The 15,462-nt window shown below is 68.2% G+C and carries 19 protein-coding genes; 8 read left to right on the top strand and 11 right to left on the bottom strand.

Going from position 1 to position 15,462, the window contains the following annotated elements:
* Window position 1: 1 nt before the first annotated feature.
* Entirely contained in the window at window positions 2–526 is a 525-nt protein-coding gene (locus tag ACZ5BU_RS14240) for a hypothetical protein (protein ID WP_465698849.1), read from the bottom strand.
* A 61-nt stretch (window positions 527–587) separates the two neighbouring features.
* Between ACZ5BU_RS14240 and ACZ5BU_RS14245 the strand changes: the two genes are divergently transcribed.
* Window positions 588–1,025 carry a VOC family protein gene (locus tag ACZ5BU_RS14245; RefSeq protein ID WP_465698851.1) on the top strand — a complete coding sequence of 146 codons (438 nt, stop codon included), beginning with the start codon at window positions 588–590 and terminating at the stop codon, window positions 1,023–1,025.
* Window positions 1,026–1,125: 100 nt separating this feature from the next.
* Here ACZ5BU_RS14245 and ACZ5BU_RS14250 read toward each other — a convergent pair whose 3' ends face one another.
* Entirely contained in the window at window positions 1,126–1,680 is a 555-nt protein-coding gene (locus tag ACZ5BU_RS14250; RefSeq protein ID WP_465698853.1) for an SAM-dependent methyltransferase, read from the bottom strand.
* Window positions 1,681–1,766: 86 nt separating this feature from the next.
* Here ACZ5BU_RS14250 and ACZ5BU_RS14255 point away from each other — a divergent pair, with 86 nt between their 5' ends.
* The gene (locus ACZ5BU_RS14255) at window positions 1,767–2,639 is read left to right on the top strand and encodes a DUF222 domain-containing protein (protein ID WP_465698854.1); all 873 of its coding nucleotides are present in this window, start codon (window positions 1,767–1,769) and stop codon (window positions 2,637–2,639) included.
* 624 nt (window positions 2,640–3,263) lie between these two features.
* On the opposite strand, the gene ACZ5BU_RS14260 is transcribed toward ACZ5BU_RS14255, so the two are convergent.
* From ACZ5BU_RS14260 to ACZ5BU_RS14270, 3 genes are all read right to left on the bottom strand, one after another.
* Entirely contained in the window at window positions 3,264–3,953 is a 690-nt protein-coding gene (locus tag ACZ5BU_RS14260) for an alpha/beta hydrolase (RefSeq protein WP_465698856.1), read from the bottom strand.
* A gap of 9 nt (window positions 3,954–3,962) precedes the next feature.
* Complete coding sequence (locus ACZ5BU_RS14265) at window positions 3,963–4,100, bottom strand: hypothetical protein (RefSeq protein ID WP_465698858.1); 138 nt, start codon at window positions 4,098–4,100, stop codon at window positions 3,963–3,965.
* 306 nt (window positions 4,101–4,406) lie between these two features.
* Window positions 4,407–4,928: a hypothetical protein gene (locus tag ACZ5BU_RS14270; protein WP_465698860.1), complete on the bottom strand. Its 522-nt coding sequence runs from the start codon at window positions 4,926–4,928 to the stop codon at window positions 4,407–4,409.
* A gap of 46 nt (window positions 4,929–4,974) precedes the next feature.
* Here ACZ5BU_RS14270 and ACZ5BU_RS14275 point away from each other — a divergent pair, with 46 nt between their 5' ends.
* Window positions 4,975–5,463, top strand: coding sequence for a WapI family immunity protein (locus ACZ5BU_RS14275; RefSeq protein ID WP_465698862.1), 489 nt, complete (start codon window positions 4,975–4,977; stop codon window positions 5,461–5,463).
* 10 nt (window positions 5,464–5,473) lie between these two features.
* On the opposite strand, the gene ACZ5BU_RS14280 is transcribed toward ACZ5BU_RS14275, so the two are convergent.
* From ACZ5BU_RS14280 to ACZ5BU_RS14300, 5 genes are all read right to left on the bottom strand, one after another.
* Window positions 5,474–6,451, bottom strand: coding sequence for a ribose-phosphate diphosphokinase (locus ACZ5BU_RS14280; protein WP_465698864.1), 978 nt, complete (start codon window positions 6,449–6,451; stop codon window positions 5,474–5,476).
* Window positions 6,452–6,536: 85 nt separating this feature from the next.
* A complete protein-coding gene (locus ACZ5BU_RS14285) occupies window positions 6,537–7,559 on the bottom strand; it encodes a threonine aldolase family protein (RefSeq protein ID WP_465698866.1) in 1,023 nt (340 codons plus the stop codon).
* Entirely contained in the window at window positions 7,556–8,929 is a 1,374-nt protein-coding gene (locus ACZ5BU_RS14290) for a class II 3-deoxy-7-phosphoheptulonate synthase (protein ID WP_465698868.1), read from the bottom strand. Before ACZ5BU_RS14290 ends, ACZ5BU_RS14285 begins: the two co-directional genes overlap by 4 nt.
* Before the next feature lie 43 nt (window positions 8,930–8,972).
* Window positions 8,973–9,365: a DUF2237 family protein gene (locus ACZ5BU_RS14295; protein WP_465698870.1), complete on the bottom strand. Its 393-nt coding sequence runs from the start codon at window positions 9,363–9,365 to the stop codon at window positions 8,973–8,975.
* Between the two features lie 12 nt (window positions 9,366–9,377).
* Window positions 9,378–10,142 carry a lysophospholipid acyltransferase family protein gene (locus tag ACZ5BU_RS14300; protein WP_465698872.1) on the bottom strand — a complete coding sequence of 255 codons (765 nt, stop codon included), beginning with the start codon at window positions 10,140–10,142 and terminating at the stop codon, window positions 9,378–9,380.
* A gap of 255 nt (window positions 10,143–10,397) precedes the next feature.
* On the opposite strand from ACZ5BU_RS14300, the gene ACZ5BU_RS14305 reads away from it, so the two are divergent.
* Genes ACZ5BU_RS14305 through ACZ5BU_RS14320 form a run of 4 tightly spaced genes read left to right on the top strand, consistent with a single transcriptional unit; the run spans window position 10,398 to window position 13,600 of the window.
* Window positions 10,398–11,168: an alpha/beta hydrolase gene (locus ACZ5BU_RS14305; RefSeq protein WP_465698874.1), complete on the top strand. Its 771-nt coding sequence runs from the start codon at window positions 10,398–10,400 to the stop codon at window positions 11,166–11,168.
* Window positions 11,161–11,871 carry a hypothetical protein gene (locus tag ACZ5BU_RS14310; RefSeq protein WP_465698876.1) on the top strand — a complete coding sequence of 237 codons (711 nt, stop codon included), beginning with the start codon at window positions 11,161–11,163 and terminating at the stop codon, window positions 11,869–11,871. Before ACZ5BU_RS14305 ends, ACZ5BU_RS14310 begins: the two co-directional genes overlap by 8 nt.
* A 54-nt stretch (window positions 11,872–11,925) precedes the next feature.
* Complete coding sequence (locus ACZ5BU_RS14315; RefSeq protein ID WP_465698878.1) at window positions 11,926–13,155, top strand: ornithine cyclodeaminase, nickel-pincer nucleotide-dependent; 1,230 nt, start codon at window positions 11,926–11,928, stop codon at window positions 13,153–13,155.
* Window positions 13,156–13,180: 25 nt separating this feature from the next.
* On the top strand, window positions 13,181–13,600 hold the full coding sequence (locus tag ACZ5BU_RS14320) for a YybH family protein (RefSeq protein ID WP_465698880.1): 420 nt from the start codon (window positions 13,181–13,183) through the stop codon (window positions 13,598–13,600).
* 36 nt (window positions 13,601–13,636) lie between these two features.
* Here ACZ5BU_RS14320 and ACZ5BU_RS14325 read toward each other — a convergent pair whose 3' ends face one another.
* Window positions 13,637–14,599: a hypothetical protein gene (locus ACZ5BU_RS14325; RefSeq protein WP_465698882.1), complete on the bottom strand. Its 963-nt coding sequence runs from the start codon at window positions 14,597–14,599 to the stop codon at window positions 13,637–13,639.
* Between the two features lie 105 nt (window positions 14,600–14,704).
* On the opposite strand from ACZ5BU_RS14325, the gene ACZ5BU_RS14330 reads away from it, so the two are divergent.
* Entirely contained in the window at window positions 14,705–15,454 is a 750-nt protein-coding gene (locus tag ACZ5BU_RS14330; protein WP_465698884.1) for an enoyl-CoA hydratase-related protein, read from the top strand.
* The last annotated feature ends 8 nt before the right edge of the window (window positions 15,455–15,462 follow it).

Below are 15,462 nucleotides of genomic sequence, written 5' to 3' on the forward strand. Positions count from 1 at the left end.
GTCAACAGGGGCGGACCGTGGCGTCGAGGCTCGTGAAGGAGAGACAGGCCCACGGCCGGCCCTGGTCGCGCTTGGCGCGGACGATGAGCGGGTACGCGTCCGCGCCATGCACCTGCGGGCTCTTCTCGGTCGGGAACGACCCGACCGCTCCACCGCGGGCCTCGGCCGCCGCCTTCACGTCGGCGACGGTGACGCTGCTGCTGGACGACTTCTCGGCCGCGGCCTTCGCGTCGGTCGCGACCTGCAACGCGAACTTGATCTCCGGCGGCTTCGACCAGGTCGTCTGCGACACCGGGATGATCAGCCCGAACATCACGAGCCCGATCGCCGTGACGATCTGCCGCAACCGCCGCGTCTGATCAGTCAGCAGCAACGCGGCACAACAGATCGCCAGGAACAGCGTCAGCCCACGCAGCACCCAGTGCCGATCCAGCCGACTGTCCACCGCGAGCCCGGCCGCGACTGCGATCACCAGACAGATCCCGGCAGCACCCAGCGCGCGAACCCGTGGAGACAGTGATTGCATGCCGCAGACAATAGACGCTCGCCCCTAGGGTGGTCGCACACACCACGTGGGAGGTAACAGGATGGCGCTGCTCCGGATGGACAACGTCGGAATCGTCGTCGACGACCTCGACGCCGCGATCGCGTTCTTCGAAGAACTCGGCCTGGTACTGGACGGCCGCGGCGAGGTCGAGGGCGACTGGGTGGATCGTACGGTCGGCCTCACCGATGTCCGCTGCGCGTTCGCGATGCTGCGCATGCCGGACGGCCGCGGTCGCCTCGAGCTGGCGAAGTACCACTCCCCGGCCACGATCGACGCAACGCCGCCGAATCCGCCACACAACACGCTCGGCATGCACCGGGTGATGTTCGCGGTCGACGACATCGACGACACCATCGACCGGCTCCGCCGGCACGGCGCCGAACCCCTCGACGGGGTGGGCGAGTTCGACGGCGGGTTCCGCCTCTGCTACCTCCGCGGCCCAGCCGGCATCATCCTGGCCCTGGCCGAACAGATCTAGAACGTCGTCCGGGCCTTCCGCCTCCCCCACCTGGCCATACGCAATCCTCTAGCTGTTCCTACGCGCGATCACTCGGGTGAGACCCAGCGTCCGACCCCCATCAGCACGCAACATGCGCGCCTCCTCGCGCCCCGGCCGGCGGCAACACCTCGTACTCCTCCACCGGCCCCGGCTGCACAATCCCGATCCGCCCACCAGGCTTCACGAACCGCGACGAAAACCCTTCCGCATAACCCAATGACCGAGCCTCTGCGTACACCGGATGAACCCGCCCCTCCACGCCCGCCTCGACCACCCGCCGCAGATTCTCCTCCGGCGCGATCCACAGGTCCGTGGCCCAGACCTCAACCCCGAACTCCTTGGCCAGAAACACCGAACTACAAGCGTTCCCGCACCCCAGATCAAGCACCCGCATCCCCGCGTCGAACGGCATCAACCCAGCCAGCGCCTCCGCCTGCCACACCGGATTGGGCCCCATCGAAGCATCAACCATCCACCTCGCCGAGTACCCCGCGGACCGCGGATACCGCACGTTCCTCAACAGCCGCTCAAGCTCCGCATCATCCATGCGCCCGAAGTCTCCGCTCCCACCCAACCCCACGCAAACCCTTATCCAGCACGTCAGCTGACCATCCCAACCCGCCTCAACACCCACCGGCAGACTCCTTTCTCCTTACAGGCAAGGGATTCCCGGCACCGCGCGATTTGGCCGTCACCGTTCCGTGACCTACAATAGAACACATGTTCGACACCGACCTGGACGACCTCGACACCACGGCCCTGCTCTCCGTGGCCGCCGAGTACGCCCAAGCCCAGGAAGAGGCCGCGGTCGGCATCCTGCGTACGACGCTCGCCTTCGCCGACCGCAACGCCGTCGTCGAATGGATCGACGGCGAACCGCTTCCCGGCCACGAACGGATCCGCGTCTACGGCGGCGAGGGATGCCCCGGAGTCGCCGAGTTCGCTCCGATCGAGCTCGGCGCCGTACTGCGCATGTCCTCCGGTGCCGCCTCCTCATTGCTCGGCGAAGCCCTGGCCCTGCGCCACCGCCTCCCCAAGATCTGGGCGGCCGTCCTCGCCGGAAACGCCGTTGCCTGGCGCGCCCGCAAAGTGGCCCACGCCTGCCTGCCCCTACCGCTCGAGGCCGCCGCCCTCGTCGACGAGCGTGTGGCCGACATCGTGAACACCGTCACCCCGGGCCAACTGGCCAAGATCGTCACCGCAGCCCTCTGGCAAGCCGACCCCGAACGCGCCAAGGCCCACGCCGAATCCACCGCCCGCACCCGCGGCGTGTTCGTCTCCCAGTCCGACCCCGCCGATGACCACGGCACCAAAAGCATTTGGGTCCGCGCCGCCACCGGAGCCGTCATCCGCTTCGACGCCACCATCGAAGACCTGGCCTGCGCCCTCAAGACCCTCGGCGACCCAGACACCCTCGACGAACGCCGAGCCAAAGCCATCGACTGGATCTCCGACCCAGCCGCAGCCCAGCACCTACTGGAGGTAGCCCGCCACCTGGCCCAAACCCAACCCCACAAACCAACTTCGGAGCCAACTCCCGAGCCGAACGAGCCCGCAGCGGACCCGACTACCGGAGACGCGTCGCCCCACTAGCCCTCGCCGACACTCTCCAGGAACGGCTCGCCGCAATCAAACAAGACGCCTACAGCAACGGATCCGGCGGAAGCAGCAAACGCAGACAACACACGCTGTACGTGCACCTGACCGACCAGACCCTTGCCACCGGCAACGGCGTGCTCCGGGTCGAAGAGCTCGGCCCACTCCTCGCTACCCAGTTGACCGAACTACTCGGCCACGACCAGGTGATCCTCAAACCAGTCATCGACCTGAACGACGAGATCAGCGTCCACAGCTACGAGATCCCCACCCGGATCCGCGAACGTGTACGGCTACGACATCCGGTCGACATGTTCCCGTACGGCACCGCCGAGGCAACGCCACGGATGGACCAAGACCACATCACGCCGTACGACGGAACCGGCCCACCAGGCCAAACCTCGACCCACAACCTCATACCGCTGAACCGGCTCCACCACCGCGCGAAAACCTTCGGCGGCTGGAGCAACCGACGCCTGCCCACCGGAGCCATCGAATGGACCAGCCCCCACGGATTCCGCTTCCACGTCGACCACACCGGCACCCACCCACAACCACGCAGCAACCGAGCAGCCGCAAACCGCACCCACACCGTCGACCCTGAACAGCACGCCCGCCCAGCTACTTTGCAGCCGCCCCACCAGCCGACGACAAGGCATCGAGTACGTCCGCAAGACCCTGCGGATCACGCCGAGCAATGTTGTGCCCCACCGGAATCTCGTGCACCTTCCAGTCCGGGGCCTTGCGCAACCGCTCCGTCAACTCCACGAACGGGCTTCCCGTCCACGCGCCACCACTGATGTACGTCCGCCCAAGCCCGAGCCACGACCGGCCTTCCAGCCTGACCGACTGCACGAAGCTGGCCAACGGGTGCGGCCGTGCCCGGGGATCCATCCCGTCAGGCACGCCGACCCACCGACCGTCAGCGCTCGCCCCCGCGATGAACAGCTCCCGGAAGACATCGCTGGTCAGCGACCAACAGGAATCCCCGTCCTCCGGAACGTATGCGTCAATGAACACCAGCTGCTCAAGCCGATCCCCCAACCGATCCGCAACACCGGCAATCACCAACCCGGCATAGCTATGCCCACACAACGCGAGCGGTCCTCCACTACTCCGCTCAACAACCTCAGCAACCTGGTCGATGTGCACCTCAAGATTCGCCGGCCGCTCCACATCCCCCGGCCCGTGCAACTCCAACCCAGCCAGCGTCACCGCCACAACCTCATGCCCGCGCTGCCGCAACTCCTGCCCCACCGAGTCGAAAGCCCACCCGCCCTGCCATCCACCAGGCACCATCAGAAACTTCACCGCGCCATCCTAGGCAGGCTCCTCAGGACCGCTGCTCACGATCGCTGCCCGCTCGGTACCGGTGTCGAAGAAGCGATCGAGGTACGCCCGCGGCTTGCGCTTGCTCTCCCGTATCAAGGAGAAGATCTCGGCACCGTCGCCCGGCACGTCGGACAGGAGATACGCTGCGCGAGACCCAGATATCGGTCGGAACCGCCGGCAATCGTCGCCGCATACTCGAGGGCCTCAGCCTCAGCGCGCTCAATGGCGTGATCGAAGGAACGAGCCCGCCACAACGTGATGCGCTCCTCGTACGCCTTACCTTCGACCCCTGCCGGACGCCCGAGCCGAAAGACGCACCGCACCGCATACCAACCGGCATCACCTTCATCAGCCACAGCCGGCAGTCTGCTAGCACGCAGGCCGGTCACGCATTCATATTTCGGGCTCCTGCGGCGCCGGACGAGCTTCGGGTCAGGCGGTGCTGTCAGGTTCGGACGCACCCGCATCACGTTGACGATCCACGTCGTCGCGGCGCCACCGTCGGTTTTGGCCCCACATCGCGGCTCCGCTCACAGCTGCGGCCACCCAAGGGAACCACAGCCAGGCTCTCGACCAGGCGCCGGTGTGCACGACGTTGTTCTCGTCGTCCCCCATCGGACCGCCCGGTCGGTAACTCGCTCGCACGGAATGGCCTGGTTCGACGAAGCCATCAAGCTTCACGTCGTCCTTGATGATCGTCCCGTCGTCGCTCGCCCATCGGCCCGAGTTCGTGCAATGCCCTCGCGGGCCGGAATCGCAGACGGTCGAGGTCTCGGTGAACGTTCCCCAGTACACCGGCTGGTCGCGGTGAGCGACGGCAAGGACACCCATCACAATGAACGCTACGCGGGCGCCCGCCGTGCTCGCGTAGAAGAGGCCATGCCCGATGGAACGCAAGCCGTTCCAGACTCCGCTCCGACTCGCCACGAGCCAAGCATTCCAGTAGGGATCCACGAGCCCGTCCCCCGGCATGCGCTCGTTCCGGCCTAGCATCAGGCGCGTGAGACTCGAGTCCTTGACCGGTTACTACCTGGACCTGGCTGTGGTCGCCTACCAGTTTGATTCCGGCGAGTCGACGTCGGAGCAGGCGGACTGGGACGCCAATTGGCTCGTCATCCACGGCAAGGTGTGGGACGGCGTTCGGTCGTGGGAATTCCACGACCCGTGCATGACGACGTGGGAAGCGCGAGAACTCGCGTCCTGGCTGCGCGGCCTGGGCGACGCGAATCCGGCAACCGTCGCAGCCGCCGGTCGTGACGAAGAGTGGCTTTGTTTCACGGAACCGAATCTGATGTTCGATCTCGCCGGAGCGTCTCAAGGCATCACGACATTGGATATCTACTTCAACGCAGAATCGCGCCCGCCTTCCGGCTCGAACGACAACCGCAATGGGCTCGGTCACCTGGTTCGGCTAGCAATTCCGCAGGCCGGCATCGCACTAGCCGTGAGCGGTTGGGAAGTGGACCTCACCAACTTCCCTGTGCGGTGACTCCCGAGTACTAGAAGGGGAGTTTGGGTTGGGGTGGGGCGTGGGTGGGGTCTACGCCGTCGAAGAGGCTGCTGACGGATTCGCCGGCGTGGATTCGTTTGATGGCTTGGGCGAAGAGGCCGGCCACCGAGGTGATCTGGAGTTCGGGGAAGCCGGCAGGGCGTGGGACGGTGTCGGTGCTGATGACCTCGGTGATGGAGGGGTGGGAGCGGAGACGTTCGACAGCTGCGCCGGCGAAGAGGCCGTGGGTGCAGGCGACGGCGGCTTGGGTGCAGCCGAGGTCTTTGAGACGGTCGAGGAGTTCGATGATCGAGCCGCCGGTGGCGATTTCGTCGTCCAGGACGATGGCGCGCTTGCCGGCCACGTCGCCGACGATCGCGTCGATCACGACCCGGTCGTCGGCCAGGCGTTGCTTGCTGCCGGCCGCGACCGGTACGCCGAGCAGCCGGGCGAACTGGGTCGCGGTCTTCGCGTTGCCGAGGTCGGGGCTGACGACAACGGTGTCGGAGAGGTCGCGGCCGCGGAAGTGGTCGGCGAGTACGCCGATCGCGGTCAGGTGGTCGACCGGGACCGAGAAGAACCCGTGCACCTGCGGGGCGTGCAGGGCCATGGTGAGGACCCGGTTGGCGCCCGCGGTGGTCAGCAGGTCGGCGACCAGGCGGCCGCCGATCGAGATGCGGGAGGCGTCCTTCTTGTCGGAGCGCGCGTACGCGTAGTGCGGCATGACGGCGGTGATCTGCGCGGCCGACGCGCCGCGGGCGGCGTCGATCATCAGCAGCAGCTCCATCAGGTGCTCCTGCGTCGGCGGTACCAGCGGTTGCACGATGTACACGTCTCGTTGCCGGCAGTTCGTCTGCAGTTGTACCTGCAGGCAGTCGTTGCTGAAACGGTGGATCTCGACCGGCGAAAGCGGTACGCCGAGATCACCGCAGATCTGCTCCGCCAACTCGATGTGGGCACTTCCGCTGAACACGACGATCTCTCGCACGGCTCTCCCCGAACGCTGCAACCCGATACCGGCAGCCTACCTGGCGCATCCCGTCCAGGACTGCCGAGGATCGCCGGCTGCCGGTTCAGGTGAGGATGCGGGCGAGGACTGTTGCGGCTGTGCGGCAGTCCTCGGCGGAGGCGTCGAGGTGGGTCACGATCCGGAGTTGGGTGGCGCCGACGCCGCCGACCAGTACGCCGGCTTCCTTCGCGGCCGCCACTACCTCGGCGACTGTGCGACCGGTGGCGGCGAGATCGGCGACCACGATGTTCGTCTCGACCTGGTCGGGCTTCACCGAACCAGGCGCCGCGTCCGCGAGCACCGCGGCGATCGCCCGCGCGTTCGCATGGTCCTCGGCGAGGCGGTCGACGTTGTGCTCGACGGCGTACAGCCCGGCCGCGGCGAGCACACCCGCCTGCCGCCAACCGCCACCGAAACGCTTCCGCCAGACGCGGGCCTCACGGATCAGCTCGGCAGAACCGACCAAGACGGAACCGACGGGAGCGCCGAGCCCCTTCGACAGGCAGACACTCGCCGCGGCGGCCCGCGAGGCGTACGACGAAACGGTACGGCCGGTCGCCACCGCGGCGTTCCACAGCCGGGCGCCGTCGAGATGCAGCGGCAACCCACGCAAGGAGAGTTCGTCGGCGAGGGCGTCGAAGGAATGCTGGATCGACCCGCCGCCGAAGTTGTGCGTGTTCTCGACCGAGACGGCCGATGTCACGACGAAGTACGGCCCGAGGTCGGGGGCGATCAGCGCGCGGATCTGCTCGAGGTCGATCTGCCCCGACGGCGCGCTCCACGTCCGCGTCGTCACACCGCTGACGGCCGCATGCGACCCGAGCTCGGCGCGGACGATGTGTGCGCTCGCCTCGCACAGCACCTCACCGCCGGGCGGTACCAAGGCCCGTACGCCGAGCATGTTCGCGAGCGACCCCGTGACGGTGAACAGTCCGGCCTCGTGCCCGAGCAGACCTGCGACGTGCTCCTCGAGCGCGTTGACGGTCGGGTCCTCGCCGTACACGTCGTCGCCGACCGGAGCCGACGTCATCGCGGCCAGCATCCCAGCCGACGGGCGGGTGACAGTGTCCGAGCGCAGATCGATCATGCCTGCGCGCCCCGGAGCCGCTCGGCGACCAGGAACGCGAGCTCCAGTGACTGGTGCCGGTTCAGCCGCGGGTCGCAGGCCGTCTCGTACCGGTTCACGAGGTCCTCCGCGACCAGCTCCTCACCACCGCCCAGGCATTCGGTGACGTCGTCGCCGGTCAGCTCCATGTGGACGCCGCCCGGCCAGGTCCCGACCTGCTCGTGCGCGTCGAAGAAGCCCTGCACCTCGTCCATCACGTCGTCGAAGTTACGGGTCTTGTAGCCGTTCGGCGTCTCGAACGTGTTCCCGTGCATCGGGTCGCACACCCACGCGATCGGCGAGCCGTGGTCGCGTACGGCCTCGAGCAGCGGCGGCAGCGCCGAGCGGATCTTGCCCGCGCCCATCCGGGTGATGAAGGTGAGCCGCCCCTCGATGCCCTTCGGGTTCAGCTTGTCGATCAGCGCCCGGATGTACTCCGGGGTCGTGGTCGGGCCGATCTTCACGCCGAGCGGGTTCGACAGCGAGGCGAGGAACTCGACGTGCGCGCCGTCCAGCTGCCGGGTCCGCTCGCCCACCCAGAGCAGGTGGCCGGACACGTCGTACGGCTGCTCGGTGCGCGAGTCGATCCGGGTCAGGGCGTGTTCGTACTCGAGGATCAGCGCCTCGTGCGAGGCATAGAAGTCGACGGTCCGGAACTCGTCCGACGTCGCGCCGCAGGCCCGCATGAACGCGAGCGCGCGCTCGATCTCGGACGCCAGCTGCTCGTAGCGCCGGCCGACCGGCGACGACTTCACGAAGTCGGTGTTCCAGGCGTGCACCTGGTGCAGGTCGGCGTACCCACCGGTGGTGAACGCGCGGGTCAGGTTCAGCGTCGCGGCGGCCGCGTTGTAGACGCCGCGCAGCCGGGCCGGGTCCGGGATCCGGGACTCGGGAGTGAACTCGAAGCCGTTGACGGCGTCACCGCGGTACGACGGCAGCGTCACGCCGTCCCGCGTCTCCTCGCCGGACGACCGGGGCTTCGCGTACTGCCCCGCGATCCGGCCGATCTTCACGACGGGAACGCTGGCGGCGTACTGAAGGACGACGGACATCTGCAGCAGCACCCGGAGCTTCGCGCGGATGTTCTCCGCGGTCACACCCGCGAACGTCTCCGCGCAGTCGCCGCCCTGCAGGATGAACGCCTCGCCGCGCGCAACCGCACCGATCTTCGTGGTCAGGTCGTCGCACTCACCGGCGAACACCAGCGGCGGCAGCGTCCGGAGCTCGCCGATCACCTGCTCGAGGGCGGCCGGGTCCGGCCACTCCGGCTGCTGCAGCGGCTTCAGCGCCCGCAGCTCGTCCAGCGTCGGAACCCCCGGCACCTGCCCAGTCGTCAACGTCGCGAATTGCATGCAGCCAACTCTAGGCGAACCGCCAGAACGGACGGTTACCGTCTCAGGTCAACGACCCCGGATCGGACGGTACGTCGACCGCATGCGCACGCAGTACGGACAGCGGGATCGTGTCCAGCGCCCGCGCATGGGTGGACGCCAGTACGACGGGAGCCGCCGCCCCGTCGTGGTACGCCTGAAGCCAGCGGGCCGCCACGACGCACCAGCGGTCCCCCGGCTGGAGGCCGGTGAAGCTGTACTCCGGACGCGGTGTGACGAGGTCGTTCCCGACGGAGGTCTGATGCGTCAGGAACTCCGCGGTCATCACCGCGCAGACGGTGTGGCTGCCGAGGTCCTCGGGACCGCTCGTGCAGCAGCCGTCGCGGTAGAAACCGGTGACCGGGTCGGTCCCGCACTCCTGCAGCGGCTCGCCGAGGACGTTGAGGTCGCTGTCCATCCGCGCAGGCGCTCAGCTTGCCTTCGTGTCGCCGAAGCGGACGTGTTCGTCGATCGATTCGCCGGCCTTGAGCAGTTCCTTGGCCTTCTCGGCGTACATGTCGACGTACTCCTGGCCGGACAGCCCCATCAGTGCGTACATGATCTCGTCGGTGACCGAGCGGAGCACGAAGCGGTCGCGCTCCATGCCCTCGTAGCGGGAGAAGTCCATCGGCGCGCCGAACGCGACGCCCGGCCGGACCAGGCGCGGCAGCAGCCGGCCCTTCTCGCGGTAGAACAGGGTCGGCTTCATCCGGCCCGCCGGCTGCAGCTTCTCGGTGTCGATCATCGCCACCGGGATCACCGGTACGCCGGCCACGATCGCCATCCGGGCCACGCCGGTCTTGCCCTTGTACAACCGGCCGTCGGGCGAGCGGGTGCCCTCCGGGTAGATCCCGAACAGGCCGCCCTTCTCGAGGATCTCCAGGCCGGTGTTCAGCGCGGCCAGCGAGGCGCGGCCGCCGGAGCGGTCGATCGGGATCTGGCCGACCGAGCGGAAGAACGTGGCGACCAGCTTGCCCTTCAGGCCGGGGCCGGTGAAGTACTCGGACTTGGCCGGGAAGACGATCTGCCGGGGCACCGAGACGGGCAGGAAGATCGAGTCGCAGAACGCCAGGTGGTTGCTGACCAGCAGTGCCGGTCCGTCGGCCGGCACGTGCTCGAGGCCGGTCACCTTCGGCCGGAACAGGAGCTTGATCAGTGGTGCGACAAGGAACCGTCTCAGGAACAGATACAGCATCCGCCTCGACCTCCGTCAACTCGCCCCGACACACATCTACCCAGACACGACAACCCCGGCGCGTCAACCGTTCCGGTGCGGACACTACGTTCCAGCTTCCCCCTCAGGCAATGTCACCGCCAGGAATGCGGGTGTTGCTCACCGTGTTGTCACCTGGATGCAGACTGGATGCAGACTGATCGCAGCCTTGATGCGACGATTGTCACGCGCACTTGAGGCGCGTTTGTGAGGACCGTGAACGGCGAGGAGTCGAGCGTGCCAGTGCTAGCCCACGCGGAGGAGTTTCGCAGTCCCGGGACCGGGGAGAACGCCGCCGTCGGCGTCCTGCTCAGTCACGGATTCACCGGCTCGCCGCGCTCGATGCGGCCGTTCGGCGAGCACCTGGCCGCCGCGGGGTACGGCGTGGCCGTTCCGCGACTGCCCGGTCACGGCACCACCTGGCAGGAGATGAACAAGACCTCCTGGCAGGACTGGTACGCCGTTCTCGACAACGAGCTGGAGCGCCTCCGCAAGGAGCACGACCAGGTGTTCGTGATCGGCCTGTCGATGGGCGGCTGTCTCACTCTGCGGCTGGCCGAGGAACACGGTACGGACATTTCCGGTCTGGTCCTGATCAACCCGTCGGTACAGACCGACGACAAGCGGCTCGCCCTGCTCCCGGTGCTGGCTCGGCTCCTGCCGTCGTTCCCCGGCATCTCCAACGACATCAAACTGCCGGGCGTGGACGAGGGCGCGTACGACCGGATGCCGCTGCGCGCGCTGCTCTCGCTGTCGCAGCTGTGGAAGCTCACCCGGGCGGACCTGGCGAAGGTCACCCAGCCGGTGCTGTTGTTCCGCAGTACTGTCGATCATGTGGTGGAACCGAGCTCGGGACGGACGGTACTGTCCTCGATCTCGTCCCGCGACGTGACCGAGACCCTGCTCGAGGACAGCTATCACGTGGCAACTCTGGACAACGACGCACCGCGGATCTTCGCCGACTCCGCGGCCTTCATCGGCCGGCTGAGCGGTCGCGTCGATGCGTGACAACGGACTGACCGCGACGTCGTACACGTCGCTCGGGGGGATCGACCCGCTGGTGGCCGAGCCGGTGCTGGACGCCCTCAAGGCGGCCGGCATCGCGGCGTACTGCGAGAACCAGAGCGAGGCCCTGAGTGAGGTCGTGGCGCCCGAGGAGGCCGAGGAGCCGGTCCGGATCCCGGTCGGGTACGACGAGATCTTCGTCGACGCCGAGGCGGTCGAACGGGCCCGTCCGGTGATCGACCGCAGTACCGAGGACGCGGAGTGGAAGTCGCTGGTCGAGCAGTTCAACCAGCCGTCCGCGCCCGGGCACGACGGCGGCGAGGACCCTGTACCGCGGTGGCCGGCCAGCGAGGACGTCGACGACAAGTACGAGCCGCTGATCGACGTACCGGCCGGGCTGACCATCCAGGACGACGCGCCGGAGGAGGACGAGAAGCCGGCCAAGAAGGCCGACGACCCGCACGACCACTTCGTCCCGCCGGAGCCGCCGCGCGGCCCGCGGCTGGACTGGATCAGCCGGGCCGCCTGGCTCGGGCTGCTCGGCGGTCCGCTGCTGCTGATCGCGGCCGCGGTCTTCGACTTCGGCACCGGGCGGATCACCACGCTCGCGGTGGTCGGGTTCATCGGCGGATTCCTCACCCTGGTGCTCCGGATGAAGGACCGGCTGCCCCCCGGTGACGGCGGCGACGACGGGGCGGTCGTCTGAGTTAGCATGCGGATCGTCGGACAATCCGACGACGTCGCGTTTGGGAGGTACCCCGTGCAGGTCACCGAGACGGTGGAGATCACCGGCCACCTGATGGACACCGGGCTGCTGTCCCGCGTCCTCGACGACATCCGCGGGTACGGCGGCGAGTACACGCTGGACAAGTTCGACCTCGGGTACGACAAGGACGACCCGTCGACCGTACGGATGACCGTCGGCGCGGAGGACGAGGAGTCGCTGCAGCGGCTGCTGATGCGGATCCAGACCAAGGGCGCGAACCTGGTCGACCCCGGTACGCCGGAGATCACCGAGGTCACCCAGGACGGCGTGTTCCCGGACGGGTTCTACTCCACCACGAACCTGCCGACCAGCGTGCGGCTCGGCGGTCACTGGGTCCTGGTACAGAACCCGGAGATGGACTGCGGTCTGCTCGTCGAGGGTGACGCCGTACGGACCATCCCGATGTCCGACGTACGCGCAGGGATGAAGATCATCACGAGTGCGCAGGGCGTGCGAGTCACTCCCCCGATCGTGGCGAGCACCGAGGACGGGTTCGGCTTCATGGAGTCCGACGTGTCGTCGGAGAAGCCGCAACGGGTGCTGGTGAAGCAGGTCGCGGACGGAATGCGCGAGGCGAAGGCGAACGGGCAGAAGGTGCTGTGGGTCGGCGGCCCCGGCATCGTGCACACGGGCGCCGCGCCCGCGATGGTCGCGATCGTCGAGGCCGGGTACGTCGACGTACTGTTCGCCGGCAACGCGCTCGCGACGCACGACATCGAGTCGTCGCTGTACGGGACGTCGCTCGGGGTGGACCTGGCCCGCGGGCGTGGTGTCGAACACGGCCACGAGCACCACATCCGCGCGATCAACACGATCCGCAAGGCCGGGTCGATCCGGGCGGCGGTCGAGCAGGGCGTCCTGACGTCCGGGGTGATGCACGCACTGGTCCGGCAGGGCAAGAAGTTCGTGCTCGTCGGGTCGGTACGCGACGACGGACCGCTGCCGGACGTCTACACCGACGTACTCGAGGGTCAACGGGCGATGCGGGCCGAACTCGAGGACGTCGGGTACTGCCTGATGGCCGCGACCATGCTGCATTCGGTTGCTACCGGCAACATCTTGCCGGCGTCGATCCCGTTGACCTGCGTGGACATCAACCCGGCGACCGTGACCAAGCTCGCCGACCGCGGGTCGTCGCAGGCCCGCGGGATCGTGACCGACGTCGGGCTGTTCATCGAGCACCTGGCACGTGAGCTGTCTCCCACCTACGCCGACACCAAGTGACCCCTCCGCGGGTGAGGCTGGTCGCATGGAAGACTTCGAGACGTTCCTGCGCCGCTTCGAGGAGGCCAACACCGCGTTCGTGAACGGGGATCCTTCGCTCTGGCTCCCGTTGGTGTCGCGCAGCGAGCAGACCTCGATCTTCGGCGGGTTCGGCGGGCAGGAGGTCGGCTGGTCCGAGATCGGGCCGCGGTACGAGTGGGCGTCGGCGCAGTTCCGCGACAGCGGCGCGGAGATCCGGTTCGAGTACCTGGACAAGCACGTCGGCGCGGACACGGCGTACACGGTCGCGATCGAACGCGGCACCGTCCACCACGTCACCCAGACCGAGCCGGTCCCCCACCTGCTCCGCACCACCATGGTCTTCCGCGCCGAGAACGGCCAGTGGAAGATCACCCATCGCCACGCCGACCCCCTGAACCCGAAGTCCACCCCGTCCGGCCCGTAAACCCCACCCGCCGTACGCCGGCCGTACGGCGGACCGTCACTCCCGCCCGAGGCGCGTCGGGAGGCGGGTGCCGGGGGTGCGTTGGGGGCGGTCAACCGCCCCGAGTTCCGCGTCGGTCGCGCCGGAGCGGTCCGGGCCGGAGCCGCGGGCGAGGGAGCGGTCCAGGGCGAGGGAGGCGAGGTTCTGCTGCCGGACGCTCCGGTCCAGCCGACTGGCGAAGTCGCCGACCGCCCGGGACTCGTCCTCGACCGTGGAATGCACCGGGAACCGCTGCTGCCACGGCACCGCGAGATGATGGTTCGCGACGATCGCGCCGGTGTAGGTGGCGTCCGGGTCGATGTACCCCTGCCCGCCGATGGGGATCACGACCAGGCTGTTGTGGTCCAGGCCGGAACTCTGCCCGGCGACGACCTGCGAACCGTCCGGGCTGGCCGCCTCGTAGTACTGCGTGCCGTACATGCTGTCCGGCACGCAGCACGCCTTGATCGAGGTGATCAGGTCAATGCCGGTCGTCGGCCGTTCGAACCGGACCGCCTGCCGGGTGGCCGTCTCGCTCAGCTCGACCGGCTGCACCGCATGCTCCGCGTCCTGCCCAAGGTCCTGCCCGAGGTCCTGTCCCGTGTCCGACCCGACCTGCCGCTGGAGGTCGGCGCCGAACTCCTTCATCGAGGCGACGATGTTCCGGAGGCTCGCGTTCTGCGGACGGACCTTCGATCCGGCGTCCCACAGATGATGGTGCGCTACCACCACGGAGTCGTACGACGCCTCCGGATCCAGGTACGGCCGGGCGAGATCCTGTCCGATGACGACGCCGCGCTCCAGGTGCTCCGAGGCGCGGCCGACCTCCACGACCCAGGCGTTGTAGTACGCCTCTTCCTCGTGATGGACGTCACCGGACCGTTCGGTCGTAGCCTTCGCCGCGGCCGCGATCTGCGCACCGGTGGCCGGCGGGTCGAAGTGCACCACGTGCCAGGCGTTCGTGTCGCTGAGGTCGAGCATCGGTCTCCTCCGAGCGGGTCGTCGGGCGTCGATCCTAGTGACGGAAGGGGTCTCCGCCCGCGCCGGAACTGCTGCGCGGGCGGCGATGGGTGTTGGATGGGTTCCATGACCGAACTCGTGCACCTGGCAGTGGACGGCGGCGTGGCGACGATCACGCTCGACTCGCCGCACAACAAGAACGCGTTGTCGCAGCAGTTGACCGGGGAGTTGCTGGCTCACCTGGAGACGGCCGGTGCGGACGACGCCGTGCGGGTGATCGTGGTTCGGTCGGCGCTGGACGTGTTCTGCTCGGGCGCCGACCTGTCCGAGGCGACGACGGTCGGGATGGGCGTCGGCGCGCAGCGGATGGTCGACGTACAACGGGCGATCGTCGCGAACCCGAAGCCAGTGGTCGCGCGGGTCGCCGGGCCGGTGCGGGCGGGTGGCATCGGGATCGTCGCGGCGGCCGACCTCAGCGTGGCGGGAGAGAGCGCGACGTTCGCACTGACCGAAGTGCGCCTCGGCCTCGCGGCGGCGACCATCTCGCTCACGGTCCTGCCCCGCCTCACCGACCGGGCCGCGGCGTACACCTTCCTCACGGGCAACGCGTTCGACGCCCTCGAAGCAGCGCGGCTCGGCCTGCTCACGCTGACGGTCCCCGACGCGGACCTGGACGACGCCCTCGACACGGTCCTCACCTCCCTCCTGAAGGGCGTCCCTCAGGGCCTCCGCGAAACCAAGAAGCTCCTCAACCGCGAGCTCCTTGCCGATATCGATGCCCGCGGCAAGGACCTTGCGGAGCTGTCCGCGAGTCTCTTCGGCTCCCCCGCCGCCCAGGACGCCATGCTCGCCTTCCTCAACCGCAAGAAGAAGTAATTCGTTTG

This window comes from Kribbella sp. NPDC031520, assembly GCF_055580825.1.